The sequence below is a fragment of the Paenibacillus sp. GM2FR genome (genome assembly GCF_002803325.1).
In the GTDB taxonomy this organism is placed as follows: Bacteria; Bacillota; Bacilli; order Paenibacillales; family Paenibacillaceae; genus Paenibacillus_AQ; species Paenibacillus_AQ lautus.
The window spans coordinates 2,350,553-2,375,150 of sequence record NZ_MKZM01000008.1 but is presented as its reverse complement, the minus strand read 5'-3'; the positions used below and the strand labels follow the sequence as shown (position 1 = coordinate 2,375,150).

At 49.2% G+C, this 24,598-nt stretch carries 21 protein-coding genes; 20 read left to right on the top strand and 1 reads right to left on the bottom strand.

From position 1 onward, the window contains the following. Positions 1-3: 3 nt before the first annotated feature. From PAEVO_RS10720 to PAEVO_RS10695, 6 genes are all read left to right on the top strand, one after another. Positions 4-1,110, top strand: a complete 1,107-nt coding sequence (locus PAEVO_RS10720; protein ID WP_100537524.1) for a glycosyltransferase family protein — start codon at positions 4-6, stop codon at positions 1,108-1,110. Beyond that, positions 1,082-2,257 carry a radical SAM protein gene (locus PAEVO_RS10715; protein WP_100537523.1) on the top strand — a complete coding sequence of 392 codons (1,176 nt, stop codon included), beginning with the start codon at positions 1,082-1,084 and terminating at the stop codon, positions 2,255-2,257. The genes PAEVO_RS10720 and PAEVO_RS10715 overlap by 29 nt, the downstream gene beginning before the upstream one ends. Before the next feature lie 60 nt (positions 2,258-2,317). Continuing rightward, positions 2,318-3,301: an ABC transporter ATP-binding protein gene (locus tag PAEVO_RS10710; protein WP_100537522.1), complete on the top strand. Its 984-nt coding sequence runs from the start codon at positions 2,318-2,320 to the stop codon at positions 3,299-3,301. Positions 3,302-3,333: 32 nt separating this feature from the next. Then, positions 3,334-4,107 (top strand): ABC transporter permease, encoded by a 774-nt coding sequence (locus PAEVO_RS10705; protein WP_243390722.1) that lies wholly within the window; start codon positions 3,334-3,336, stop codon positions 4,105-4,107. Between the two features lie 12 nt (positions 4,108-4,119). Next, positions 4,120-4,923 (top strand): ABC transporter permease, encoded by an 804-nt coding sequence (locus PAEVO_RS10700; RefSeq protein ID WP_100539414.1) that lies wholly within the window; start codon positions 4,120-4,122, stop codon positions 4,921-4,923. 133 nt (positions 4,924-5,056) lie between these two features. Then, the gene (locus PAEVO_RS10695; protein ID WP_100537520.1) at positions 5,057-6,148 is read left to right on the top strand and encodes a hypothetical protein; all 1,092 of its coding nucleotides are present in this window, start codon (positions 5,057-5,059) and stop codon (positions 6,146-6,148) included. A gap of 109 nt (positions 6,149-6,257) precedes the next feature. On the opposite strand, the gene PAEVO_RS10690 is transcribed toward PAEVO_RS10695, so the two are convergent. Further along, on the bottom strand, positions 6,258-6,872 hold the full coding sequence (locus tag PAEVO_RS10690) for a TetR/AcrR family transcriptional regulator (RefSeq protein ID WP_100537519.1): 615 nt from the start codon (positions 6,870-6,872) through the stop codon (positions 6,258-6,260). Positions 6,873-6,996: 124 nt separating this feature from the next. On the opposite strand from PAEVO_RS10690, the gene PAEVO_RS10685 reads away from it, so the two are divergent. The 14 genes from PAEVO_RS10685 to PAEVO_RS10620 all read left to right on the top strand — a co-directional run bounded on the left by PAEVO_RS10685 (position 6,997) and on the right by PAEVO_RS10620 (position 24,582). Further along, entirely contained in the window at positions 6,997-8,214 is a 1,218-nt protein-coding gene (locus PAEVO_RS10685; protein WP_100537518.1) for an MFS transporter, read from the top strand. A 90-nt stretch (positions 8,215-8,304) separates the two neighbouring features. Next, positions 8,305-9,270, top strand: a complete 966-nt coding sequence (locus tag PAEVO_RS10680) for a phosphotransferase enzyme family protein (protein WP_165789653.1) — start codon at positions 8,305-8,307, stop codon at positions 9,268-9,270. Positions 9,271-9,306: 36 nt separating this feature from the next. Continuing rightward, positions 9,307-9,891 (top strand): histidine phosphatase family protein, encoded by a 585-nt coding sequence (locus PAEVO_RS10675; protein ID WP_165789652.1) that lies wholly within the window; start codon positions 9,307-9,309, stop codon positions 9,889-9,891. Positions 9,892-10,041: 150 nt separating this feature from the next. Then, positions 10,042-10,434 carry a hypothetical protein gene (locus PAEVO_RS10670; protein WP_243390721.1) on the top strand — a complete coding sequence of 131 codons (393 nt, stop codon included), beginning with the start codon at positions 10,042-10,044 and terminating at the stop codon, positions 10,432-10,434. 178 nt (positions 10,435-10,612) lie between these two features. Then, positions 10,613-11,197 carry a TetR/AcrR family transcriptional regulator gene (locus PAEVO_RS10665; RefSeq protein WP_100537514.1) on the top strand — a complete coding sequence of 195 codons (585 nt, stop codon included), beginning with the start codon at positions 10,613-10,615 and terminating at the stop codon, positions 11,195-11,197. Positions 11,198-11,341: 144 nt separating this feature from the next. After that, positions 11,342-12,556 (top strand): MFS transporter, encoded by a 1,215-nt coding sequence (locus PAEVO_RS10660; protein WP_100537513.1) that lies wholly within the window; start codon positions 11,342-11,344, stop codon positions 12,554-12,556. A gap of 470 nt (positions 12,557-13,026) precedes the next feature. Then, entirely contained in the window at positions 13,027-13,794 is a 768-nt protein-coding gene (locus PAEVO_RS10655; RefSeq protein WP_100537512.1) for a DeoR/GlpR family DNA-binding transcription regulator, read from the top strand. 331 nt (positions 13,795-14,125) lie between these two features. Further along, the gene (locus PAEVO_RS10650; protein WP_100537511.1) at positions 14,126-14,944 is read left to right on the top strand and encodes an MBL fold metallo-hydrolase; all 819 of its coding nucleotides are present in this window, start codon (positions 14,126-14,128) and stop codon (positions 14,942-14,944) included. Beyond that, positions 14,941-16,188, top strand: a complete 1,248-nt coding sequence (locus PAEVO_RS10645; protein WP_100537510.1) for an MFS transporter — start codon at positions 14,941-14,943, stop codon at positions 16,186-16,188. The genes PAEVO_RS10650 and PAEVO_RS10645 overlap by 4 nt, the downstream gene beginning before the upstream one ends. Next, the gene (locus PAEVO_RS10640; protein ID WP_100537509.1) at positions 16,163-17,134 is read left to right on the top strand and encodes a metallophosphoesterase family protein; all 972 of its coding nucleotides are present in this window, start codon (positions 16,163-16,165) and stop codon (positions 17,132-17,134) included. Before PAEVO_RS10645 ends, PAEVO_RS10640 begins: the two co-directional genes overlap by 26 nt. Positions 17,135-17,416: 282 nt before the next feature. Continuing rightward, positions 17,417-21,358 carry a polysaccharide lyase family 8 super-sandwich domain-containing protein gene (locus PAEVO_RS10635; RefSeq protein ID WP_165789651.1) on the top strand — a complete coding sequence of 1,314 codons (3,942 nt, stop codon included), beginning with the start codon at positions 17,417-17,419 and terminating at the stop codon, positions 21,356-21,358. 370 nt (positions 21,359-21,728) lie between these two features. Continuing rightward, positions 21,729-23,843, top strand: coding sequence for a BglG family transcription antiterminator (locus PAEVO_RS10630; RefSeq protein WP_347708130.1), 2,115 nt, complete (start codon positions 21,729-21,731; stop codon positions 23,841-23,843). 35 nt (positions 23,844-23,878) lie between these two features. Beyond that, complete coding sequence (locus PAEVO_RS10625) at positions 23,879-24,322, top strand: PTS sugar transporter subunit IIA (RefSeq protein WP_100537506.1); 444 nt, start codon at positions 23,879-23,881, stop codon at positions 24,320-24,322. Beyond that, positions 24,319-24,582: a PTS sugar transporter subunit IIB gene (locus PAEVO_RS10620; RefSeq protein WP_100537505.1), complete on the top strand. Its 264-nt coding sequence runs from the start codon at positions 24,319-24,321 to the stop codon at positions 24,580-24,582. The genes PAEVO_RS10625 and PAEVO_RS10620 overlap by 4 nt, the downstream gene beginning before the upstream one ends. Positions 24,583-24,598 lie beyond the last annotated feature (16 nt).

The window sequence follows — 24,598 nt, the reverse complement described above, 5'->3', positions numbered from 1 at the left end:
CGCATGAATTCATCTTCGGTTACCTTGCTGGCGTCGGGGAATTCGCTCGGCGCATACATTCCGGCTATGCATCTGCAAACGTACCTGCAAGGCAGAGGTATCGGAGCAGACGTTTACGTTCTGGAAAATCTGTACCACGAAGAAGTCCGGCACAAAATACGTTCCACCAAAAAAGCATTCCATGCGGATTTCTCCGTAGCCCGTATGGGGCATAAACTGGCCAAGCCCGTTGACTCTTCCCTGGACGAGGAAGCGGTTCGGAGTATGCTGGACGACTGGAGGCAGGCAGGTATCTCTCGCTTTGCAGTGTTTACGGGCTTCTGGCTGCCAATCCTGGAACGTTATAAGGCAGCTGCCGGCATCCCCCTGGACATCCGGCTGATTCGGTTGGATGCGAGTGATACACCGTCTTATAAGGTGCACAAGCGGTTATATCTAGGCTACGAGAACGTCTGGTTCTACGAGCCCTCAAAGCTGTCCCCGGGCAGTTACCTTGCTTCGGACGAAGCGGAGCCGCTGCCTTATACGCAGCGTACCGGACGCATTCTGATCCATGGCGGTGGCTGGGGGATCGGGACCTATGCCGGGACGATCTCAGAACTTCGTAAGCTCGGCCACAGCCTTGATGTGATCGTCTACGATCCCTCCGAGGTGGAGGAGGACGACGGGGTTACGCGCTACTTCGGAACGGAGGGATCTTGGGATCCGTGGAGCAAGAACGAGCAGGGGCGTCACACATTTCCGCCGATGGCCCGTTATGTCCGTGAAGACGGCGTGCTGCGGGAGTTTCCGCTCGGGGATTACTCCGTTTACACGGATCTGATGCGAAATTGCGCAGCCATCATCAGCAAGCCGGGGGGAGCGACCCTGAACGACTCGCTGTCGTTCGGAATCCCATTTGTCATGCTGGAACCGTTCGGCGACCATGAGCTTCATAATTCAACCTATTGGGAATCCTGTGGTTTCGGTATCCGGTTTGCGGAGTGGAAAGCCCAGGCTTTTTCCAAACCTTTGCTGCAGGAGATTTGCAGACGTTTACTGGAGCAGCGATCAAAAATTAACCATTTTGGGAGGAACACCTATGCAGCCGAAAACAGCAGTTACGTTTGACCAACTGACGTTCCGTAATATGAAAAGAACCCTGGTGCCGCTTGCGGAAACAGGAAGGAAGCTCAAGGAGGATCCGACTTATGCTGCCCCCGTGCCCTATGAGATCGGGATCAAGCTCAATAACGGCTGCAATCTTCGCTGTAAGCACTGCTTTGAATGGAATCCGGAAGGCTTTCATCACGGCTTCGCCAAAGAAGTAAAGAACGACGAAATCGAGATTCCTGTCGTGGAGAAGCTTCTTGCCGAAACAAGAGAACGCAAATCGCGCGTGTTCCTGTGGGGCGGGGAGCCGCTGTTCTACTCCAAGTTCGATGAACTGGCGGAGCTGCTGGCCAGAGAAGATCGGTATACAACCATTTGTACGAATGCGATTCTCATAGAACAAAAGTTGGATTCCATTCTGAAAATGTCGGAAAATCTGGTCATGCTGGTCAGCCTGGAAGGCTTCGAAAAAGAGAATGACGCGATAAGAGGCAAAGGCACGTTCAAGAAAGTGATCCACGCCATACAGCTGCTGCTGGATCTGCAAAAGCAGGGCCTGTACAAAGGCAAAGTGTCTGTAGCTCTAACGGTAAATGACCAGATGGTCGGCCAGCTTTACAGCTTTATGGAATTCTTCGAAGAGATGGGCGTAGATTCCGTATACTTCTGCTTCCCTTGGTACATCCCTTCCGGTACGGCGGAGAAAATGGACGCCTACTTCGATGCCCATTTCCCGCACCTTGCCTCCCGCTTTGCGGACGACCACAAGAACAGCTGGCACTCTTTCACGTTCCACATCTCACCGGACCATTTCGACACGTTGATCGAAGAGTTGAAACGCGTCAATTCACGGGTATGGAATGTACGGATACGCTATCAGCCTGCGCTGGAGCCTGAAGAGGTGGAAGGGTTTATCCGGGGAAGCGAGAAGCCGGCCATGAACCGGACGAAGTGTTTCTCGATCTCGAACCGGATGGACGTGATGCCGGACGGGAAAGTGAATCCGTGCAAATTTTTTCCGGAATTCAGTGTCGGCAATTTGTATGAAGATAGTGTGGCGGATATTTTCCACGGCGAAGATCTTCAGAAACAGCGTGAGGTTCTGGCGTGCGGTCTGATGCCGATTTGCTCGAAATGCGTGCTGCTTTATAACAATGGAGTTTAAGCGTTTAAACTTTATGCCGTTCAAACAGGCGAATCAGGCAAACGTTCGGGAGGATCGGAGATGGACTATATCCGTGTGCGGGAGCTGCACAAATCGTTTGTGTATTATCGGAAAGAAGCCGGGCTCAAAAATTCATTAAAAAATTTGTTTGCCCGCAAGTCACTGGTGAAGGAAGCGGTTAAATCCGTTTCCTTCGATATCGGTCCCGGCGAATGCATTGGATTTCTCGGGCCCAACGGGGCGGGCAAGACCACAACGCTCAAGATGTTATCGGGCATTTTATATCCCACGAGCGGGGAAGCCAATGTACTCGGCTATGTGCCATGGGAGCGAAAGAACGAGTTCAAACGGCTTTTCTCCATTGTGATGGGCCAGAAAAACCAGCTTTGGTGGGACCTTCCCGCCAGCGAGTCGATTTATTTGAACAAATGTATTTATGACGTGGACGATGATCTCTACCGCCGGAGTCTTGCCGAGCTATCGGAAATGCTCGATGTACAGGACCTTCTGGACGTGCAGGTGCGTCGGCTGTCCCTGGGGGAGCGGATGAAAATGGAGCTCATCGCCGCTCTGATCCACCGGCCTAAGCTGCTTTATCTCGATGAGCCGACGATTGGCCTCGACTTCCCTTCCCAGAAGAAGGTCAGGGAGTTTCTGAAATATTACAACGAACAATTCGGTGCGACGATTCTGCTGACGAGTCACTACATGAAGGATGTGGAGGACCTGTGCAAGCGGACGATCATCATTAATGAAGGCAGTATTCTGTATGACGGTGACCTTCATAAAATCAATGATCTATTTGGCGAGAACAAAGTGATAAGGCTGCAGTTCTCCGAACCCGTTGCCGAGCAGCGGTTGGCCAAATTCGGAAAAATCGTCAGCGCAGACGACTACAACGCGGTTTTGGAGCTGCCTAAGTACCGCTTGAAGGAAGTGTCGCGTGCCGTGCTCGATTCGTTTCCGATCGTGGACTGGACAATAGAGGACGTGGCGATCGAGGAGAGTATTTCGATGCTCTACCGCAAGGAATCCGTCGGATGAACAGAGGCAAATTGTATAGGGCTATTTTTTCAATGGGCGTTCAGCATTCGATGGAATACCGTTTTCACTTCTTTCTCGGTCTTCTGGGGGCCACGTTTCCGATTCTGGTCCAGTATTTCATCTGGACGGCGGTGTATCGTCATTCCGGTCAGGATGCGTTGTTCTCGTATTCGTACGGTCAAATTATTTTGTATACGATCTTGGCGGGATTGGTGTCCAAGCTGATTGCTACCCAGTTCGAGCACCAGATTGCCGACGATATCAAAAACGGTGGTCTCAACAAGTATTTGATCAAACCGATCAGCTATTTTGGGTATCGGCTGGTATCTTTTTTCGGCCAGAAGGCGATCTATTACGGGATTACGGCTTTACTGCTCATCGGGATTATTGGGTTCGCGTCTGCCGGTGGCGTGCTCGAGTTCCAGGCTATACGCCTGTTTTTGTTCGCGGTCACGCTATCGGGGGCACTTCTGCTCAATTTCCTGATCGCTTACTGCATCTGTGCGAGCGCCTTTTACCTGCATGAGATCTCGTATTTTTTTGTCATTACAAGCCTGCTCGTCAATATTTTGAGCGGAGGGATGTTTCCGCTGGAGATTTTCGGGGAGTCGGTTGTGAAGGCACTTCAGTACACGCCATTTCCATATACGATTTATTTTCCGGTCAATATCCTCAGCGGCAAAGCGGAAACAGCGGCTATGTACCAAGGACTGCTTATCCAGTGTGGGTGGATTCTGCTGTTCTTCTGGTTATCCAGGCTGACATGGCGCGTTTCCATGAAGAAATATTCGGCGGTAGGGGGGTAGCGGACGTTGCATATGTTTAAAATTGCGAGGAAATACATGCGGCTGTACGGTTTATTCATCAAAAATTGTCTCATCGCCCAAATGGAGTTTCGGGGCAATTTCATGATGAGCCTGCTGGTCGAATCCGTCTACCTGCTTGCCAAGCTGTTATATGTGCTCGTCGTGTTCCGCACCGATCTTCATGTAGATGGCATACCGCCGGAAGGGCTGCTTCTATTTATAGGCATGCATACGGTGGTGACCGGAATTTATGTTGGCCTGTTTTTTACAAACTTCATGAAAATTCCGGAATACATTAAGGACGGTTCGCTTGATTTAATGCTGACAAAGCCGGTATCCCTTCAATTCATGGCTTCCTTGCGTTACGTCGATTTGGCGCTGCCGATCCCCGATATTCTGGTTGGGTTCGTCATGGTCGTAATCGGCTGGCATGCGATGGATATTCCTCTGACGTTACTGCAGCTCGCGGGATTTGCCCTGCTGCTGCTCGTCTCCGTTGTCATCACATACTGCCTGATGATTATCCCGGCGCTGCTTTCATTCTGGTTCGTCCAGACGGGTTCTGTGTCGGAGATCGCCCATTCCATCTGGGACGCCAACAATTTCCCCATGGCTATTTACCCAGCCTGGGTCCGGCGAATCGGAACCTTTGTTATTCCTCTATTCCTCATTACCAATTTCGGACCGATGTTTCTGCTTGAGCAGCTCAACTGGCTACATGCGGGGCTCGCACTGGCCGCGTCGCTTCTGCTCTTCGCAGCTGTACGACTGCTCTGGAAGCAGGCTGTAAAAGGATACAGCAGCGCGAGCAGTTAAGCCAGTCGCTTGGTGGGGCTGAACGCCGAGTTTGCATCCTTGCATCGAAGAAAAAGAATAAATCTGTCGGGCTCAATCACAGGAACACGGCTGGCCACGATTCCGGATCACTTGTCAGAAAGGGGAGAATCAGATGAACGCGTTTCAGCTTCCGGTGGTGAACCCGCCGCTTAAAGGATTTTTGCGGTGGGCTTACACACTCTCGATCACCAGCATCCACGAAGAAACGATGCCTTGGTATTACAGCAATTTTATCCAGTTGTTCTGCAAAAAAAACTTTCTGGAGGACGGCAGGCAGTACTATGTCGATTTTTTTCGGGGCAAGCCCAACGAACTGAATTTCAACAACCCGTTTCTACTCACGTGCTCGGTCAATTATACGATTCTGGAGAGTTTGGCATTGGACGCTTGGCCGAAATTTTTCGCGGATCAGATCCGAAACGGCTATTATTGCGTTGTGTTTTTGGATGAAGCCAGGCTATCGCCGGCGGCCTCCTATCTGAAAGAACCGTTTCCTCATCATCTTTTTCTATACGGTTTCGACTGGGACGAGAGAGTCTTCTATGCGTCGATGTTCGACCATACGGGAGTGTACCGCAATTTGCAGATCCCGTTCCGGGAGTTCCAGGACGCCGTTCAGTCCATGAGGCATCTACTAAAGGAGAAGCTCACGGCCGATCATCATACATACTTTTATAAATATGAGCCGCATTCTCCATATCCTTTTGATAAAACGGCCGCGATTGACCAGCTGCGCGATTATCTAAACGGAGAGACCCATCTCAACCGGATCAATTACAATTCGGACAACGAGGAAGCTTTCGGAATCAAGGTATACGACTATTTGCGATTGTACTATGATGCCGTAGAGGGTAACGATTCCCGGCTCGGTGACCGTAACGATGTAAGACATCTTCATGTGCTCTGGGAGCACAAAAAGATGATGAGCGAACGGATTGGATACTTGGTGGATGAGGGGATCATCCCGTATGATGAAGAGCTTGTGGCTGGCTACAAGGATATCGCCAAAAGGGCGATGAAGCTGAGGGATCAGTACATTCGTCATGAAATTCGCGAAGATAAAGAAATGTTTGAACGGCTGAGGCTCCGGTTCGATGAGTTCCAAAAGGAAGAGCCTGTACTCTTGCAAAAACTGATTACGCTGCTCGAAGGCTCGAAGGAGTCACTGGTAAGTACCTGCGGAACCCGATGCGATACATACTAGAAAGCAGACCGGTTATTCAGTAATAGGGGAAGTATTGTTAGAGCAAAACCTGCTAGCCATGGCTAGCAGGTTTTTTGTTCATTTACTTTATGGTTTAATGATGGCCGCGTTAGCCTGACTTCGTCGATAATGCATCCCATACACTCATCAGTTGAGTAATGGCTGCATCCAGGGCTTCGTATGAAACACCGTCCCGGGCTTGTGTCGAAATGCCTTGCAGAAAGGTTTCGAATAAGGTTACCAGCATGGGGATATCCGTTGAACCCGGCAGCTCTCCATTGACTACGGCCCGCTCTATACAACCCTTTAGCCAACCGTTGACCCTTGCTCGTTCCTTGGCAAGCATCTCTCGGATGTGTTGTTGCTCGGGTGAACAGTTCACAGCGGACAAAATCAACAGACAACCGAGAGGATGGGAACTTTCTGTTTGCATTCGAGCCGATTGTCGTAGCCCTTGCTCGATGGCCGTTTTGGATGTCAGACTTGTATCCCTGAAACTTTCAGAAACTTGTCCATACGTCGAGATATATTGATCCATCACTTCTCGGAACAGGGATTCTTTTGATTCGAAAGCGGCATAGAAACTCGCAGCAGATATATCGCCCATGGCAGCTCGTAACTGAGCAAGCGAAGTGGATTCATAGCCGTGTTCCCAGAACAGAAGCATGGCGGCAGCAACTGCCTCGTCACGGTTAAAAGCGCGTGGACGTCCCGTTCGTGCCATATAAATGCCCCCCTTTATTAATTCTATACTAATCGATCCAGAAGTCCTTGACAAGGGAGAAGGAATAAATTTAATATATGGAATGATCGATCCATAATTAAATTTTCTAGAGGGGGAAACTATTTTGTCTCATTTATCATCTTCTACGGGTACGGCACAAACGGCCAATATGCCCGCCAGGCTTCCTTGGTTGGCACTGCTCGCGCTTGCGATGACAGGTTTTATTTGTATTTTTACAGAAACCATTCCGGCCGGTTTACTGCCGCATATCGCGGGAGGTTTGAATATTACAACAGGGATGGCCGGACAACTCGTTACTTCTTATGCTTTGGGTTCCATCGTAGCGGCAATTCCGTTTGCCATCTTTACCGGTGGGATGCGGCGACGTCCGCTTCTGCTAGCCATTATTGCAGGTTTTTTCATCTTCAACTCGATGACCGCACTGTCAAGCAGCTATGTATTAACACTGGTCGCTCGATTTTTCGCCGGTGTATCTGCCGGTGCCGCATGGGGGATGATCGCCGGATACGCACGACGTATGGTTCCGGATGCTTTAAGAGGTCGTGCCTTGGCAGTCGCGATGGTCGGGACTCCGATTGCTCTTACATTAGGCGTGCCGGTTGGCACCTTGCTCGGTGACCTGATCGGTTGGCGCCTTGTATTCGGACTCATGTCGCTTCTGACTCTCGCATTAATTGGATGGGTTGTGTGGCAGGTTCCGGACTATCCCGGGCAGCCTGCACATCAACGTATGACAATCCGTCAAGTAATTGTTATGCCCGGCATCCGTCCGATTCTTATGGTGGTGCTGACGTGGATGCTGGCACACAATATTTTATATACGTATATCGCGCCGTTTCTTGAGCCTTTGGGACTGGCTGGGCGTGTTGATCTGGTCTTGCTTGTATTTGGAGCATTCGCACTGATCTCGATCTGGATTGTGGGTCTGTTGATAGATCGACACCTGCGCCTGCTTGTACTACTTAGTCTGTTGGGCTTCCTGCTAGCAGCCGCAGCACTATGGACGGGCGTCACATCGGCATTCGTCGTTTATGCGGCCGTGGCATTATGGGGATTTACCTTCGGCGGTGCCGCAACCATACTGCAAACAGCGCTTGCCGATGCAAGTGGTGAAGAAGGTGTGGACATCGTAATGCCAATCAATACTACTGTCTGGAATCTAGCCATCGCCGGTGGTGGGCTTGTCGGCGGCGCTTTGCTGGAGTTTATTGGAGTCAAGTCGTTTCCGGGAGTGCTGTTGATTCTGCTGCTCATTGCATTGATTATTGCGTGGAGTTCGAAGAAACGTGGCTTTCCCAGCAAACCATACCGAATTGGATAGCCAAATTTATATATGATGTTATTATGAATCATAAGAATATGGATTAGAATGACTGGAGGGCGTATGGACCCAAACATAAAATTAATGTTCTTGGACGAACATGCCATTGAAGGCGCAGCACGGTTTGGAGTTAGTCCCGAGGAGCTGACTTTGATTGGAGGTTTTCAGAACTTTATTTATTCCTACAATCGCAATCATGTGAAATATATCCTCCGTTTCACGCCGAGCACTCATCGCACAGGGGAAGGACTTGCGGCTGAAATAGAGTGGATTCGTTATCTATCAGAGAATGGTTTGGCTGTCTCAGACTCGGTAGCTTCGGTTAATGGAAAGGACTTCGAACGAATCCAAGGAAATTCTATTGATTTCTACGTGACCTCCTTCAGATATGCACCTGGCCGTAAAATCGGATACCCAGAATGCCTAGGTAATTCCATACTTTACGAACAATGCGGACGCCTGACTGGTCGTCTCCACGAACTGTCAAAGCGTTACAAACCTAAGGCAAGCAGACACACATGGGAATGCAATGAATACCTCTTACAGGCCGGAAATTATATACCGACTGAGCATCTACCCATTCTTTTTGCGCTTGATGAACTTAAGCCACATTTGGCCAGTCTCCGTATTACGACTGATAATTTCGGTTTGATACACGGAGATATCAATGTAGGAAATTTCATGGTTGATGAATCAGGGGAAATAACGCTCTTCGACTTCGACGAATGCCAGTACAGTTGGTATGTCGAAGACATTGCCATCCAGCTTTATTATTTGCTCTACGTATTCGGGGAAGATTCGAAGGCTGAACGTAAGGTGCAGTACGAACTTTTCATGAAGCATTTCGAGCGAGGCTATACAGAGGATGGCCGTCAAATGCCTGAGGGCTGGAAGGATCAGCTGAAGCTTTTCCTGAGACTGCGTGAAATTATCGTCGTTGTCGGTATGCACCGGAGCTGGGATTTAAGTCAACCAGATGGTTGGACCCGTGATTTTTTAAGAGATAGCAGGATGCGGATTCTAAAAGGAATATCGTTGATTGACGATTTCCAGTAATCCTCCTGATGGGAGGATAGGAAGGGGTGTTGGATATTGGACATTATTTTTATTCGTCATGGACAAGGCTTACATAATACAGACATCCCTGACAGACTGAATACAGTGAATCCCCACTTGACCGAAAAAGGCCGTGAGCAGGTAGCTAAACTGAGGTCAGAATTCTCATTTCATCAAGAGGATGTGTTTATCTCCAGCCCAACATTAAGAACAATCGAGACCACCAATATAGTTACATGTGGATTGAACTCGGCGAAGAAATACGTGACTCCACTTGTAGGACCACGAATGTTTCCGATGCCCTCAAACCCCGAAGCCTTTGTGTTGAAATGTGATATCCACTATCCACTTGATTTGATTGTAACCGAGCATTCAGATTTTGACGTATTGGAAAAGGATCATCCGGAATTATGGAATTCGGGAATTAATACGCTGTCTGAATCCGCATTCGCACCACTTGGATTGCGACTGATGAGGTGGATTCAAGGGTTGTGTGCAAAGAGGGTCTTTATCATAACTCATGATGGAACGGTAACGAACTACCGATGCTTGTTAGGTGAAGATGGATTGACAAGGTCTGATTTCTTAGGAGAAGCTGGCTGGTACAAGGTGAAAATATAGCCACACTTTGGATATTGGATAATTCTGGGCTGTGATTGATGTTATAATCAAAGTGGACGCTTTATTTCGACACGAGGGAGGAGATGGCGGCTGAACAAGCGTACATGGTATGTCTTTCTGGCAATTTGTGTCCTGATGCTAATCAGCGCGATGATATATTCGGCGTTTCAAAACAGAACATCGTTTAAGGAGATGGTGCTCGATCAGTTGATTGAGCCTAAGATCATCAGCCATATGAGTGTCAGGAAAAATCGGTTCGGTCCGAACGAGCAAGAGATACAAATTACAGATCCCGCGGAGATTGAGCGGATTATGAACAGCTTTTCCGAAGTCAAACTGCGTAAAACCAGCAATGTGGATTACCGTAGCGAAGAATATGAAGTTTGGTTACAGGGCCGAAACGGCCCGACCTTCGCCGTATACTTCTTTAGCCCTGACCACGTGCGAATCCACAACGGTTCGAGCAATCACAAAAGGTATCGCAAGGAGTATAAAATCGTAAACGACTTCGATCGCAGGGTCATCGAAAATCTATTCAAATAAACGAATGAGGGGAAAGGTCATGGGGACGATGACTTTTCTCTTTTTCATTGTGGCAAACCAAGGCCGTTTGAAGATCATCTCAGTCCATATCATTTTGATCATCCGCTAATGTTTGAAATAAATACTGGACTACTCGTTCCAGTTGGTTTATACTCATGTAGAAAAGGAGGGGGTATCAATGGGACGGACCAAGGAATTTGACCGGGAGCAAGTACTTCGCAAAGCCATGATCGTTTTTTGGGAAAAGGGATATGAAGCTGCAAGCATACCGGATTTATTGGAATCCATGGAGTTGAGCAGATCCAGTATGTACGAAACGTTTCAAGATAAACAGACGCTATATTACGAGGCCATCCAATATTATAAAAAAATGTCGCAAAAAAAACGCGATCAGATGATACATGCAACTTCTGCGATCGAGGGAATCCGCCAGTATTTCGAGCTGCATATCATGAACGCTTTTGCCACGCACGGTGAAGCTTTCCCCAATGGATGTCTGATCACGAATGCTTCCGTTGGTCTGGATGCCGTGGATGAGCCCTTGCAGAATACGATTCGGCAAAGCTTTACGGAATTAGAGCAGCTGTTTTATGAGACGTTAAAGAAAGGGCAAGAAACGGGAGAAATAGACCCGGAGAAAGATATTAGAATGTTATCGTACCTGCTGCTGAATCTTAACCATAGCATTAACGTAATGGCCAGGATCCAAAGCGATATCCATAAAGTCCAGGGTATGATGAACGCGGTCTTCGAGATGCTGTAAATCTATTTTTTTTAGCAAACTGGAATGATCGTTCCGGAAAATCGCCCCCTTTGAGTGCGAGCATAGGGGGCAAACTATCTTTATACTGGAACAATCATTCCTGTATTGTAATGCAATAGTTCATAAAAAAAAGGAGTGTTTATCATGAATGAAAACGCAAAGGAAAGATTGGAGAAATCCGTTTCTACATGGATCACGCTGATTCTTGCTGTTGCCTGCGGTTTGATCGTTGCAAATCTTTATTATACTCAACCTTTAATTGAATCGATCAGCTTGGCCATCGGGTTATCTTCGGAAGCCGCAGGTTTGATCGTCACGCTGACTCAAATCGGCTACGGGATCGGCTTGTTATTTATCGTCCCCTTGGGAGATTTGCTTGAAAACCGCAAACTGGTGGTTACGCTGCTGATTCTGACATCCATTGTTTTAATCATCGCCGCCGAAGCCCAGAGCGCGGCTCTGTTTCTTGCCGCCTCCTTGTTTATAGGCGTGGGGGCCGTCGCGGCCCAGATCCTGGTTCCCTATGCAGCGCATCTTTCCCCTGAGGAGACACGTGGACGTAATGTAGGCAACGTAATGAGCGGTCTGTTATTAGGAATCATGCTGGCCCGTCCGGTTTCGAGTATGGTGGATAAATATTTCGGCTGGCACGCCATCTTTATTCTTTCCTCTGCCATGCTCTTGGTACTGGCTCTTGTCTTGGCAAAAGTCCTTCCTGCAAGGCGGCCGCAAACGACGGACAATTATCCGGTCATCATCTCGTCCATGCTGCAGCTGCTCAAGACGACGCCGATTCTGCGGCGCCGCGCACTCTATCACGCGTTTTTGTTCGGCATGTTTAGTCTGTTCTGGACAACGGTTCCGCTCGTTTTAACGAGTCCGGTGTTTCATTTTTCTTCTACAGGCGTAGCGCTGTTCGCTTTGGCAGGGGTTTCCGGCGCGGCGGTAGCGCCTATAGCTGGTCGCTTCGCAGATAAAGGCTTGATCCGTTCGGCAACCGGAATATCCATCGCGCTGGTGATTGTTTCGGGACTTTTGCCGATTCTGTTTCCTGGAGGTTCTATATTCTCTATCGTTATCCTCGTCATTGCCGCTATTCTGCTCGATATGGGCGTATCCGCTAATATGGTGTTAGGACAGCGAGCGATCTTCGCTTTGGGGGCTGAGGTGCGCAGCCGGCTGAACGGCATGTATATGGCGATCTTTTTTGCGGGTGGAGCCATAGGCTCCGCAGTCGGGGGATGGGCTTACGCCATGGGAGGCTGGAAAGCGGCGATGTGGGTTGGCGTTCTGTTCCCACTCTTGGCTTTACTGTACTTTTTCACGGAAAAAAGGGGAGCACACGGCGATATAAGTTGAATGCTGGTGTCGAGTCTGTCGTGTATGCGACATTGATTTTTTAACTGGCTCTAGTTGAGCCCGTGAATATATCGGAGTCCATATTTGACATAGCCGCGTAAAATCGCGGCTTGATTAATTTTTGTGCAGCCATAATTTAAACATGTATCGATAGTAGTCATTTTATCAACAAGGGAAAATATGGATCTTCATTTGCTTTAAAGGATAAAGGAAAACTGCGAAATTTTTGACTTTGACCTGAGCGATGAGCAAATGGACAGAATCCGGGAACTAGACACGGGTACACGATATTCGGTTAACCCGACTGGCTACATGATAAATCCGATTTACATACAGTTGATGAAGCTATTTGTAAAATAAGTGCGGGCTGGATCTTAAACGAAATAGCACAATTCAGTTGAACAGGAGGATTGATTGCTTTTATGGTAAACTTCTATTTAAGAAGTCTAGGCAAGTAAGGAGTGGAGTAGTTGTTTGCTGAGCAGCGGCATCAAATTATTATTCAGAAACTGAATCAGGACAAATCGATCCGAGCGTCGGAGCTCATAGAGCATTTCGGGGTTTCATTCGAGACGATCAGACGAGACCTCGAATATTTAGAAAGCGAAGGCTACCTGCGGCGGGTGCACGGCGGTGCGATTCTGAATGAGCCCGACTATAGCCGGGAAATCCCCCTGCCGATCCGCGAATCTATATATATGGAAGAGAAGACGGAGCTTTCTCAAATTGCGGTTCGTTATGTGACCGAAGGAATGTCCATCGCGCTTGACCCAAGTACGACGAACACCCAGATTGCTAAAGCGCTGAAGGCCAAGTTCGATCGATTAACCGTTATTACAAACTCGCTTCCGATCGTGAACGAATTGGTTTCGATGCCGGGTTATACGGTGATTATGACCGGGGGCGTTATTCGTCACGAAGAGCAAAGCATCATCGGCGATCTGGCAGAAGAGTTTACATCGCGCTTTTATGCGGATTTGTTCTTTATGAGTATGAGCGGGGTTACGTTAGAAGCTGGAATTACGGATAACGCCATCGGCGAAGTCCAAGTGAAAAAAATAATGCACGCGAACGCGAAGCGCTGCATCGCCCTTGCAGACAGCAGCAAGTTCGGACAAAATTCATTTATCAAAGTATGCGGAGTAACGGAAGTCGAACGCTTTGTGACGGATTCCAAAATCGACCGGGATCTCGTTGATACATTTAGCAAAAGCGGCATCGAAATCGTATACAAATAATAGGATCATATGAACGATTTTTGGTTTCCACGAACCAGGGATCGTTTTTTTTTATATTTATGGGCGGTTTTTGGTTATAAGGAGTTGTATTCATGTGTATTTATGTCGCAGCATAATCAACGCTTAATCCCGATAGTAGCTTGACTCGATCCATTGAATTAACTAGGTAGTTCATGAACTATTCGAGGCATGTTCGGTCAACGGACTTCGCAAGAAAAAAGGTTGTAAATCATAAATAATTGTATGTGATTGATTGTATATATGTGGTATTATCTGTATTAATCAAGGGTCAAGAAAATAAACGATTGCTTCTCAAAGGGAGGAGAAACCAATGAAAATCCACTTTCTTGGAACAGCTGCAGCGGAAGGATTCCCAAACCCGTTCTGCCGCTGTGACGCCTGCTGCAACGCGAGATCGCTCGGAGGAAAAAACATTCGAACCAGAAGCTCTGTATTGATCGATGGCGTGATCAAGGTTGACTATTCCGCAGATTCCCATATGCAGGCGCTCCGTGATCGGATCGACTTGGGCGCGGTTGAGCATCTATTGTTTACACATACGCATTACGATCATTTTCAACCATCGGATCTGTACAACCGAATCGAAGGATTTGCGCACGGTATCGATCACCCCTTACATATTTACGGCAACGATTTGGCGATTAACCAGAGTATAACTGCACTCGGCCCGGCCATTGGAAACAGGTTCGCGTTCCACTTATTGCGCCCGTTCGAGACGATTTCACTCGGCGACGCACAAGTCACCCCTTTGCTCGCGAATCATGACCAAATGGAAACTTGTTTGCTGTTTTACATAGAAAAAGGGGGCAAAACGCTATTTTACGGCAATGACACCGGATGGCTGCATGACGATACTTGGAAATGGCTTCAAGGCAAAGTGATCGATATGGCGATAATCGATTGCACGCACAGCTTTACGAACAATGATCGAAATCCAAACCATATGGGGATTGAAACCGTGCGGGAGGTTCAGCGCGTGTGGCGGGAAGAAGGTACGCTTGGAAGTAATGGCCTTGTATATGTGACTCATTTTACACATAACTCCGGATTTCTGCATGATGACTTTGAGCGTGCTTTCGAACCGGCTGGTATTAAGGTGGCGTACGATGGCCTCATCGTCGACCTATGACGAGTGACAGCAGCAACGCAATAGAACAGCGACAGATTCGGATTGTCGGCATCGTAACCGCCCTAACCCTCTTTGGCGATTCGATGTTGTACATTGTCCTCCCTGTGTATTGGAAGGAAGCGGGACTGGACGCGCTTTGGCAGGTAGGCGTACTGCTGTCCATAAACCGACTAGTAAGGCTGCCCCTTAATCCTGTTATTGGCTGGTTGTATCACCGCATGTCGCTTCGAACCGGTCTGTTCATCTCCGTATTGCTCGCGGCTCTAACCACAGTAGGATACGGCTTGTTCAAAGGCTTCGTTCTTTGGATAGCTTTGCGAGCGGTGTGGGGGATTGCATGGTCCTTGATGCGAATGGGCGGGTATTTGACCGTCATTCGCTACTCCGACGATACGAATCGAGGGCGCTTAATGGGAACGTATAACGGGTTGTGGCGCCTTGGCAGCTTGGTAGGCGTGCTGTTCGGAGGATGGCTTGTGCCCTTCTTCGGTTTACGGTCCGTCTCGATATGGTTTGGCATGATGGCATTGGTCGGACTTCCGTTGATCGCGGCATCCATAAGTCAGGGGAAAGCATCCGGATCACACCAAATGGAATTACCTCGCGGTAACAGAAGTAAGGTGTGGTCGCTTCAGGTGAAGAAAATCGTGATAAGCGGATTAATTATATCATTACTGCACGCCGTGTTCGGCGCGACACTTACGTATCTTATCGATACGAGTTATCCAACGGGGATCCCGTGGTTCGGATTGATCATTGGCAGTACGGCGTTAGGCGGCGTATTGACAGCGCTGCGCTGTGCTTGGGAGCCGTTCTTGGCCCGATGGTTCGGACAGCGTACGGATGGGCCGAGAGGAAGGCTGCCTTTATTTATGCTATCGTTGGCGGGTGCGGCGGCTGGTTACGCATTACTTCCGTGGCAGCTGCCGATTGGTATTTGGATTGTTATTGTTATTTTCGTCATGATAACAAGCACCGCGCTTGGTACGATCATGGACGCTATGGCTTCTGACGCAGCGAAGAGCACTTCCGTTATTACAGTCATGACCGCTTATTCCGTATCTACCGATTTAGGAGCGGCGATCGGCCCGACGTTGATTTATTGGGTGGTCGGTTTGCAGTATGGCGTGACATCGATGTATTTGGCGTGTGCTGCTGTATTCATTTTGATCGGGTTATGGTATTGGAAGGAATATGTGACAAAGGGGCGGGTATATCTTGGAGAAAAAGCTGAAGTTTCGTGAGGATGGAACGTTTGTCATTGTACAATTTTCTGATGTAGAGTTTATTGACGCTGAGGACCGCGATCCCGAGACGCCGCTTCTCGACTCGATGACGAAGGCGACGATGGAGAGAGTCATTGCGATGGAGCAGCCGGATCTTGTTGTGTTTGCAGGCGACTTGACGGCAAGCGCTAGAAGCAAAGATCCGCTTCAATCGTTCCGAAGCGCGGTCGCTGTCGCTGAAGAAAACCGCGTGGCATGGGCGGCTGTGTTTGGCAATCATGACTCGGAAGGGAGCTTGCCTCGAAAGAGAATGCATGAGGAGCAGCTTCTGCATAAATATTGCGTTGCCCAACCGGATCCTCCGGGAGTGAGCGGAGCGGGAAACTATGCGCTGACGATTGACGATCGGGCAGGGAAGCCAGCGGCCTCGTTGTTTTTTCTCGACAGCGGCGATTACTCACCGATTGATGCGGTGGGCGGATACGACTGGATACGCCGTGATCAAATCGAATGGTATGTATCCGAATCTCGGCAATTGGCCGAGCAGAATGGCGGGGCGCCTTTGCCTGCACTGGCTTTTTTTCATATTCCGCTGCCGGAATACGATGAGGTATGGAAGACGAGCGTATGCGAGGGCCATTGCAGCGAATGGATCAGCTCGCCGAAGGTAAATTCAGGCTTGTTCACCGCCATGGTAGAGATGGGCGATGTTATGGGGACGTTCGTCGGCCATGACCACTCGAACGATTATTGCGGGACACTCCACGGCATACGTCTATGCTACGGGAGGTCTACTCGTTACGTTAGTTATGTAGACGGTATACGTAAAGATAAGTTTCCGACAGGAGGAAGAGTCATTCGATTAAAAGCGGGCGAACGACAGTTCGAGACATGGATCCGCCAGAGGGACGGACTTATCGCGGAATTACCGATACATAAGCCGGTCGCTCAGCTTCATCGATAGTATATCAATAGGGTTCTTCATCCTGAAAATAGAGTTCCTAGAGAGTTAACAATAAGCTGTGAATGTTCTTCCTTATCATACTGAGCCATATTCAATCTGCCTCTTTCTTTTAGAATGTTGTCTTGACGCCACCATGCTATCTGAGGGATTGAACGTGGCTTTTTGCTCATTCTTAGCGGAGGGCCGCATGAAAGGGGGTGATGCAACAGACGGAATTTATGCCAAAGGATGCTGGTGTTATCAATTAGTAGTTTAAATCGAGAGTTGGAAGGAGATATTGTGATGAGCTTGCGTTGGCGGAAATTCACTGTGGTTTCTCTTCTTACCAGTTTAGTGCTGTATCCCATTTTGTTGTTTGCCGGACCAGTACAAGCATCAACCGCTGCAGACGAGTACGATTTGCTAAGGGAGAGGTGGCATGTATATTTGACCGGGGGGACGGCAATTGATACGTCCGACCCGGAAATTGCAGCGAAAATCAGTCTAATCGAAACAAACGCGAACAAGTACTGGGCCGCGATGAACAAAAGCGCCGGGCGAACTTATTTATGGAGTGATTTGGCGAACTGGAGCGTTTCCAGTACGATTTCATCCAACTATGTAAGGCTGAAGGAAATGGCACTGGCCTATGCTACAACAGGGTCATCCCTGAAAGGAAATGAGCAGCTAGCTGCTGACATTCTGAGTGGACTGGACTGGATGTATGCTAACAAATATAACGAAACGAAGGGTGAAACGGGCAATTGGTGGGATTGGGAGATCGGCGTGCCGATGAACCTGACGGATGCGATGATTTTAATTTATGATCAAATGTCCGCAACGCAAAAAACAAACTATACGAAGGCATTGGACAAATTCGTTCCGGATCCAACCTATCGTACAAATTCCCCTTCACTCCAAGAAACGGGTGCGAATCGGCTTGATAAAGCGCTGATAGTCTCTCTGCGCGGCGTGCTGAATAAGACGGATGCCAAGATGGCTCAAGGCCGCGATGCGATCAGCCAGGTGTTGTTGTATGTGCAGAGCAGGGACGGGTTTTACGAGGATGGCTCGTTTATCCAACATGACTATGTCGCGTATACAGGAAGCTACGGTGCCGTTCTCCTCGAAGACATGGCGAAGCTGCTGTACCTCCTTGGCGGTTCGAGCTGGGACGTTACGGACCCAAATATCGCTAATGTCATTCGTTGGGTAACAGAGGCGTACCGTCCTTTTCTGTATAAAGGCGCCATGATGGATACGGTACGAGGACGTGCGATATCGCGCGAAGCATCACAGGATCATCAGGCGGGACGGAAAATCTTGGCTTCACTCGTCATGCTGGCCGACGGCCTGAACGCTCGGGATGCTGCGACAGTACGCCAAATTGCTAAAGGCCAAATGATGTCGGATACAACGTTCCCGAGTTATACGGAAGGGCTGTCCATCTTAAGTATCGGCAAAATAAAAGCATTATTGGACGATCCATCCGTTGAACCCGCTGGCGATATGATCGATACCCATGTATTCGCTGGTATGGATCGCGCCGTACACTTAAGGCCTGAATTCGGACTGGCGCTTGGTTTGTTCTCAACGCGCATTTCTGCTTTTGAATATGGTAACGGCGAAAATACCAAGCCATGGTGGCAAGGCGCAGGTGCCGCATATTTGTACAACACGGATCAGACGCAGTTTTCAGGAGCCTATTGGCCAACGATCAATCCGGTGAGATTGCCGGGAACGACAACGGACGGCTCTACGGGCAGCGTGGGCTCTTTCAGCTTTAAATTCAATACGTCGAATTGGGTAGGAGGCTCATCGATTGATGGCCCTTACGGAACGGTCGGTATGGAATTTTCGATGTCGAAAAATACGGGTACTCCGTTATCAGGCAAAACGTCATGGTTTCTATTCGGCGATAAATATATAGCACTCGGATCCGACATTTCGAGTACTGGAGGTCGCGCTGTAGAGACGATCGTTGAAAATCGGAAGCTGAATGAGAGCGGGTCAAATACGTTGACGGTGGATGGAACGGCTAAGCCTTCAACGACCGGGTGGACGGAAGCGATGACAGGCGTACAGTGGGCGCATCTGTCTGGCAGCGTACCGGGATCGGATATCGCGTACGTATTCCCTGGAGGAGCGACAGTTCGTGGTCTACGTGAAACGCGTTCCGGATCCTGGAAGGATATAAACACCGATGGAAGCGATAAGATGGTATCCGCACAATACGCAAGCCTCGCGCTGAATCACGGCGTCGATCCGGTGCAAGCCTCCTATGCATATGCCGTTTATCCGGGAGCGTCGACGACTGAGGCAGCAGACTATGCGGCAGACCCTAGCTTCACCGTATTGAAAAACACAGGAAACGTACAGGCGGTCATGGATACCACGGATCAAATGGCGGTCGGAGCAAACTTTTGGACGGATTCGGTTGAAACCGTCCAAGTGAACGGAGCAGATTACTTGACAAGTAATAAGAAAGCATCCGTCACCATTGCCGAGAACGGAAATGAGCTGCAAATCGGGGTTTCAGACCCGACCAAAGCAAACGGTGGCACCATTGAAGTCGAACTTCACCGTGCAACAACCGGCGCGCTGCTGCTTGATCCAGGCGTTACAGTGAAACAGTTTTCACCGACTACGATATTGGAAGTGAATATGGCAGGAGCGATTGGAAAAACGTTCCTGGCTAAGCTGAGTACAGGGTCAACGACGCCGCCAGCGGCGCCTCAATTGATCGAAGCCTTGCCAGGACCCGGTTCAGCTGCACTGAAATGGAACGCCAGCACCGGAGCTACCGGATACCGCATTTATTACGGGACAGCGCCCGGCAGTTATACGAAAACCGTGGATATATCGGCAGTCAGCGGCAACAACCAGTATACGGTCACGGACCTTTCCAGCGGGACAACGTATTATTTTGCGATAAAAGCCCTTAACAGCACGGGTATGGAAAGCGCCGCATCCAATGAATTATCCGTAACGCTTGGTTATGCAATCTCACCTTCCGATGATGCCTACGTTCGCAGCGGGTCTTATGCAAACAGCAACTTTGGTTCTTCCGATCAATTGGTCGTAAAAAACGATCCCAACTCCGGCTACCACCGATACTCTTATTTGAAATTTGATTTATCGCAGCTGCCGGAACAAGTTAAAAGCGCGCAGATTCGTCTGGTTCCGACAAGTGCCGGACTCGCCAACACAAAAGGCGTTGCTTATGAAGTAAGCAATCATACATGGACAGAAAACGGCATGACTTGGAACAATAAGCCTGCTGCCGGCAGCCTGATCGGAAACTGGACCGTCCCAGCAGCCGGAACACCCGTAACCATTGATGTAACCGCACAAGTGAATGCAGCCTTGGTTGGTGAACGGATGATCGCCGTTCAACTCGCTCAAACGACCAATTACGGCTCGAACGGCTGGATTATTTACGGCTCTAAGGAACATACGGATGCAGCTTACCGGCCTGTGCTTCTGTTCGAACGACAGGATATGGTTCCGCCCGACACGATAGCCTCGTTATCCCCGGAGCAGCCGGACGGCCACAACGGTTGGTATGTCCATCCTGTAACGTTATCATTGGCCTCTAAGGATCAATTATCGGGGGTAACCGAATCGGTTTACAGCCTGGACGGAGGGAGCTCATGGCAGACATACAATGGACCCGTTACATTCAGTCAAGACGGTAAGTATACGATAAGCTATCAATCAAGGGATGATGCGGGTAACACAGAGCCTAAAAAGACGATTACATTTAGTCTGGATACAGGGGCTCCATTTATCATTGTTGGCGATCCGGCAGCAGAAAGCTACAGTATGGATCAAGACTTGTTGCCGCAATTTGTTGTGAACGATGATCTGTCCGGCGTCGATCAGTCGAAGACAACGTTGTTGCTTGACGGACAGCCTTTGGAACATGGCGCAACGATTCCGCTTTATACACTTTCACTGGGGAGTCATTCATTAGAAATTACAGGTTACGATTCAGCAGGAAATATAGGGAGGGCCAGTGTGGACTTTCAAACAACTGCGACTAGCGAATCGCTCCAAGCGCTGGTCGCAAGATTTGAAAAGGATGGCTGGATTGACAACAACGGTATCGCAAACAGCTTGAGACAAAAGCTCGACAAGGGTGAACTGAACAGTTTCATCCATGAAATTCAAGCACAGAGCGGCAAACATGTTCATAGCGATGCCGCACGCTACTTACTACAGCATGCACAGGCATTGATTTAGTTGGACAGGAAGAACATGGAATGCCTAATGTGGATTTCTTGTTACGCGTATTGAAAAAGCAACTTTAGAAAATGAGCTCAACACTTCTTCTTCAATGAGTGAGATGGGGATAGCGGTTATTATTATGCCGAGTTATTTAATGAAAAGAGTTTCTGCTGGTCTACGACACAAGTTATAAAAAAACTTTGAAAGCCGCATGGTATGCGGCTTTTTTTGTTTTAGATTGCTATGGGAGGGATTGACTTTGAACACTTGAGTTCATTTTTGCACAAAAGGGACTCCATGAAATGAACTGTCTTTCATGAATTGCCTGTGGGTATAATCGAATTGCAAAAGGTACCACACTAAACGGCAAAGGAGTTGATGCCGTATTCTGGACGAAAGAAGTACACGGATTTTGACGCTGCTTCATGAGGCAGCCGATTATGTGTCGCTGGAAGAACTAATGCAGAAGGTCGGTATCTCCAGACGAACCGTTTATTATGATATGGAAAAAATAAACGACTACTTGAAAGCGGTTCATCTTCCGCCGGTCAAATATGTCAGGACAGTCGGCTATTATTTGCCTGATGAAAGCCGGGCCAGTCTTCCGCAGTCAACCGGGAAGCCTCATGCACAGCAGTACTATTTGTCCCCACGAGAAAGAATGGCCTGGATGTCGCTCTATCTGTTATCGGTGGAGGCTCCGCTCTTTGTTCATCATCTGACGGATCTTTTGCAGGTGAGCCGTGGGACCGTGCTCAAGGATTTGAATACGGTCCGGTCGGACATGAAAGCCTCGAATCTCAATGTAACCTACGACCGCAAGCGGGGCTATGGCGTACATGGGGAGGAACGTGACAAGCGGAAGGCCCTGAGCTATTATTTCGGGCAGCTTTTCGGCGATGCAGACTGGGAGCAGGTATTTAACCGGAACCCGGAATCGGAAAGACCGGATCTCGCCCAATCTTTATTTCCCCCTATGAAGTCGGAACATCTGAAGCGGGTTTATCGACTGATCTCGGATAGCGAAATAACGCTGGGCGTAGATTTGACGGACGAGATGCTATTTCATTTGACGGCACGCTTCTTAATGTATGTACGACGGATTCAGGCCGAACAGTTTATCTCGATAGACGAAGATGAACGAAGCGTGCTGCGGAGGATGCCAGAGTTTGAAGTCGCCTCAGAGGTTGCTGAAGGTCTTGGCCAAATGTTCGGCGTCTCGATCCCGGATGAAGAAGTCTGCTACTTGACGATGCATCTGCTGGGAGCGAGGGTCAATCGGATGGAACAGATGACCGGATCCGAAGAAGTGCTGAAGCAGCTTCGGCAAGTGACCAGACAGATGACAGATGATTTTCAGCGTTACGCCTGTGTATTCCTGCCGAACCGGGAAGCGATGGAGGAGAATCTGCTTGTCCATTTGAAGCCGGCTTATTACCGGATCATATACGGACTCGGCCTTGAAAATCCGCTGCTCGAAAATATCCTTTCCAAGTACAGGGAAGTATTCGAGCTGACCCGCCGTTCCGCGGCAGCGTTCGAACAACTGGTTGGACGTCAACTTGATGATAACGAAATCGGATATCTCGCCATGCATTTCGGCGGCTGGCTGCGCAGAGAGAACACGAAGCCGGCCGTACGGAGACAGGCCGCCATCGTCTGCGTCAACGGCATTTCCGCTTCGCGGATGTTGAAATCGCAGCTGGAGAACCTCTTCTCGGCAGTGGATATTACAGCGATACTCTCACTGCGGAATTACGAGTCGTTTGATGAAGAAAATGTTGATTTTATTTTCTCAACGGTACCACTGCCGGATAGCAAAGTGCCCGTTCTCTTAGTGAATCCGATTCTCAGCGATAAGGATAAGGAGCACCTGCTGAACCAGGTCAACATGGTTGCCGGCCGTAAATCAAAGACCCCGGCGTACTCGGTTCAAGCGCTGCTGGACATTGTCCATAAATACGCCGCGGTTAGGGATGAAGCAGGACTTACGGAGGAGCTTAACCACTACTTGTCCGTTGGGAAAACATGGCTGAGTGAAGCACGCAAGCCATCACTATCGGATCTGCTCACTGGGCAGATGATCCAAATGAAAAGAGAAGCGGCCGACTGGCGGAGCGCCATTCGCGATGCCTCCAAGCCCCTGCTGAAGGATGGGCGCATCGATGAAGCCTATATCGATGCGATGATCTCCAAAGTGGAGGCGCTCGGCCCTTACATCGTCGTTGCCCCGGGCATCGCGATTGCGCATGGCAAGCCGCAGGATGGAGTCCGGCGACTGGGAATCAGTCTGCTGCGACTGGAGCAACCCGTCGCCTTCTCAGAAGAAGCAAGGCATCAAGTTCAGATCATTCTGGTACTGGCGGCGATTGACGGCGAATCCCACCTCAAAGCGCTGTCGGAGCTGACCATCCTGCTCAGGGAGAAGGAGAACCTGATCCGTCTGAAAGAGGCCAAGACAAAAGAACAGATCCTGCAGCAATTACACACCGGTCTTTAGCATCGATTAGAATACCGGACTTGGGAGAGATGAGAATGAAATTTTTGGAACCGTCACTAATAGCCTTGGATGTGGAGGCCGAGACGGCCGAAGAAGCCATCCGCTTAGCAGGAGAACTGCTAGCGAAAGCGGGGGCGGCGGAAGAACGTTATGCCGATGCCATGGTCAAATCTTACCGTGACAGAGGCCCGTACTTTGTTCTTGCACCTCATATCGCACTTCCGCATGCCCGTGCGGAGGATGGGGTGAAGGAAGCGTCCGTCTCGCTGATTAAATTGAAGAAACCGGTCGTTTTCGGCCATGCGGCTAACGACCCGGTACAGCTTGTGTTTGCGCTCGGCGGCTCCTCTAGTTCGGAGCATATCGCCATGCTGCGCAAGCTGACCACCTTGCTGAGCAGCCCGGGGAGCATTGAACAATTCATGCAGGCAACTGATGTGGAGACAATCCAACAACTGATTAGGGGGAACGAACAATGAAAATTTTATGCGTATGCGGTCTTGGACAAGGAACGAGTCTGATTTTGAGAATGAATGTGGAGAATGTGCTTAGCGGAATGGGAATAAATGCCGACGTGGAGCATACCGACGTTTCAACGGCATCCGGAACCGCAGCCGAGTATATCATTACAAGCAACGAACTGGCCCAAAGCCTTCAAGGACATGCGGCCCAAATCGTTATCGTCAACAACTATTTTGACAATAACGAAATCAAACAGAAGCTGGAAGAAGTGCTGTAAACCATTAGAAAGGGAG

Coding starts and splice junctions, on each gene's coding strand:
- PAEVO_RS10720 (WP_100537524.1), top strand. CDS start 4: ATGAATTCATCTTCGGTTACCTTGCTGGCGTCGGGGAATTCGCTCGGC.
- PAEVO_RS10620 (WP_100537505.1), top strand. CDS start 24,319: ATGAAAATTTTATGCGTATGCGGTCTTGGACAAGGAACGAGTCTGATT.
- PAEVO_RS10710 (WP_100537522.1), top strand. CDS start 2,318: ATGGACTATATCCGTGTGCGGGAGCTGCACAAATCGTTTGTGTATTAT.
- PAEVO_RS10660 (WP_100537513.1), top strand. CDS start 11,342: ATGAATGAAAACGCAAAGGAAAGATTGGAGAAATCCGTTTCTACATGG.
- PAEVO_RS10690 (WP_100537519.1), bottom strand. CDS start 6,872: ATGGCACGAACGGGACGTCCACGCGCTTTTAACCGTGACGAGGCAGTT.
- PAEVO_RS10695 (WP_100537520.1), top strand. CDS start 5,057: ATGAACGCGTTTCAGCTTCCGGTGGTGAACCCGCCGCTTAAAGGATTT.
- PAEVO_RS10650 (WP_100537511.1), top strand. CDS start 14,126: ATGAAAATCCACTTTCTTGGAACAGCTGCAGCGGAAGGATTCCCAAAC.
- PAEVO_RS10670 (WP_243390721.1), top strand. CDS start 10,042: ATGATATATTCGGCGTTTCAAAACAGAACATCGTTTAAGGAGATGGTG.
- PAEVO_RS10715 (WP_100537523.1), top strand. CDS start 1,082: ATGCAGCCGAAAACAGCAGTTACGTTTGACCAACTGACGTTCCGTAAT.
- PAEVO_RS10625 (WP_100537506.1), top strand. CDS start 23,879: ATGAAATTTTTGGAACCGTCACTAATAGCCTTGGATGTGGAGGCCGAG.
- PAEVO_RS10700 (WP_100539414.1), top strand. CDS start 4,120: ATGTTTAAAATTGCGAGGAAATACATGCGGCTGTACGGTTTATTCATC.
- PAEVO_RS10705 (WP_243390722.1), top strand. CDS start 3,334: ATGGGCGTTCAGCATTCGATGGAATACCGTTTTCACTTCTTTCTCGGT.
- PAEVO_RS10665 (WP_100537514.1), top strand. CDS start 10,613: ATGGGACGGACCAAGGAATTTGACCGGGAGCAAGTACTTCGCAAAGCC.
- PAEVO_RS10635 (WP_165789651.1), top strand. CDS start 17,417: ATGAGCTTGCGTTGGCGGAAATTCACTGTGGTTTCTCTTCTTACCAGT.
- PAEVO_RS10645 (WP_100537510.1), top strand. CDS start 14,941: ATGACGAGTGACAGCAGCAACGCAATAGAACAGCGACAGATTCGGATT.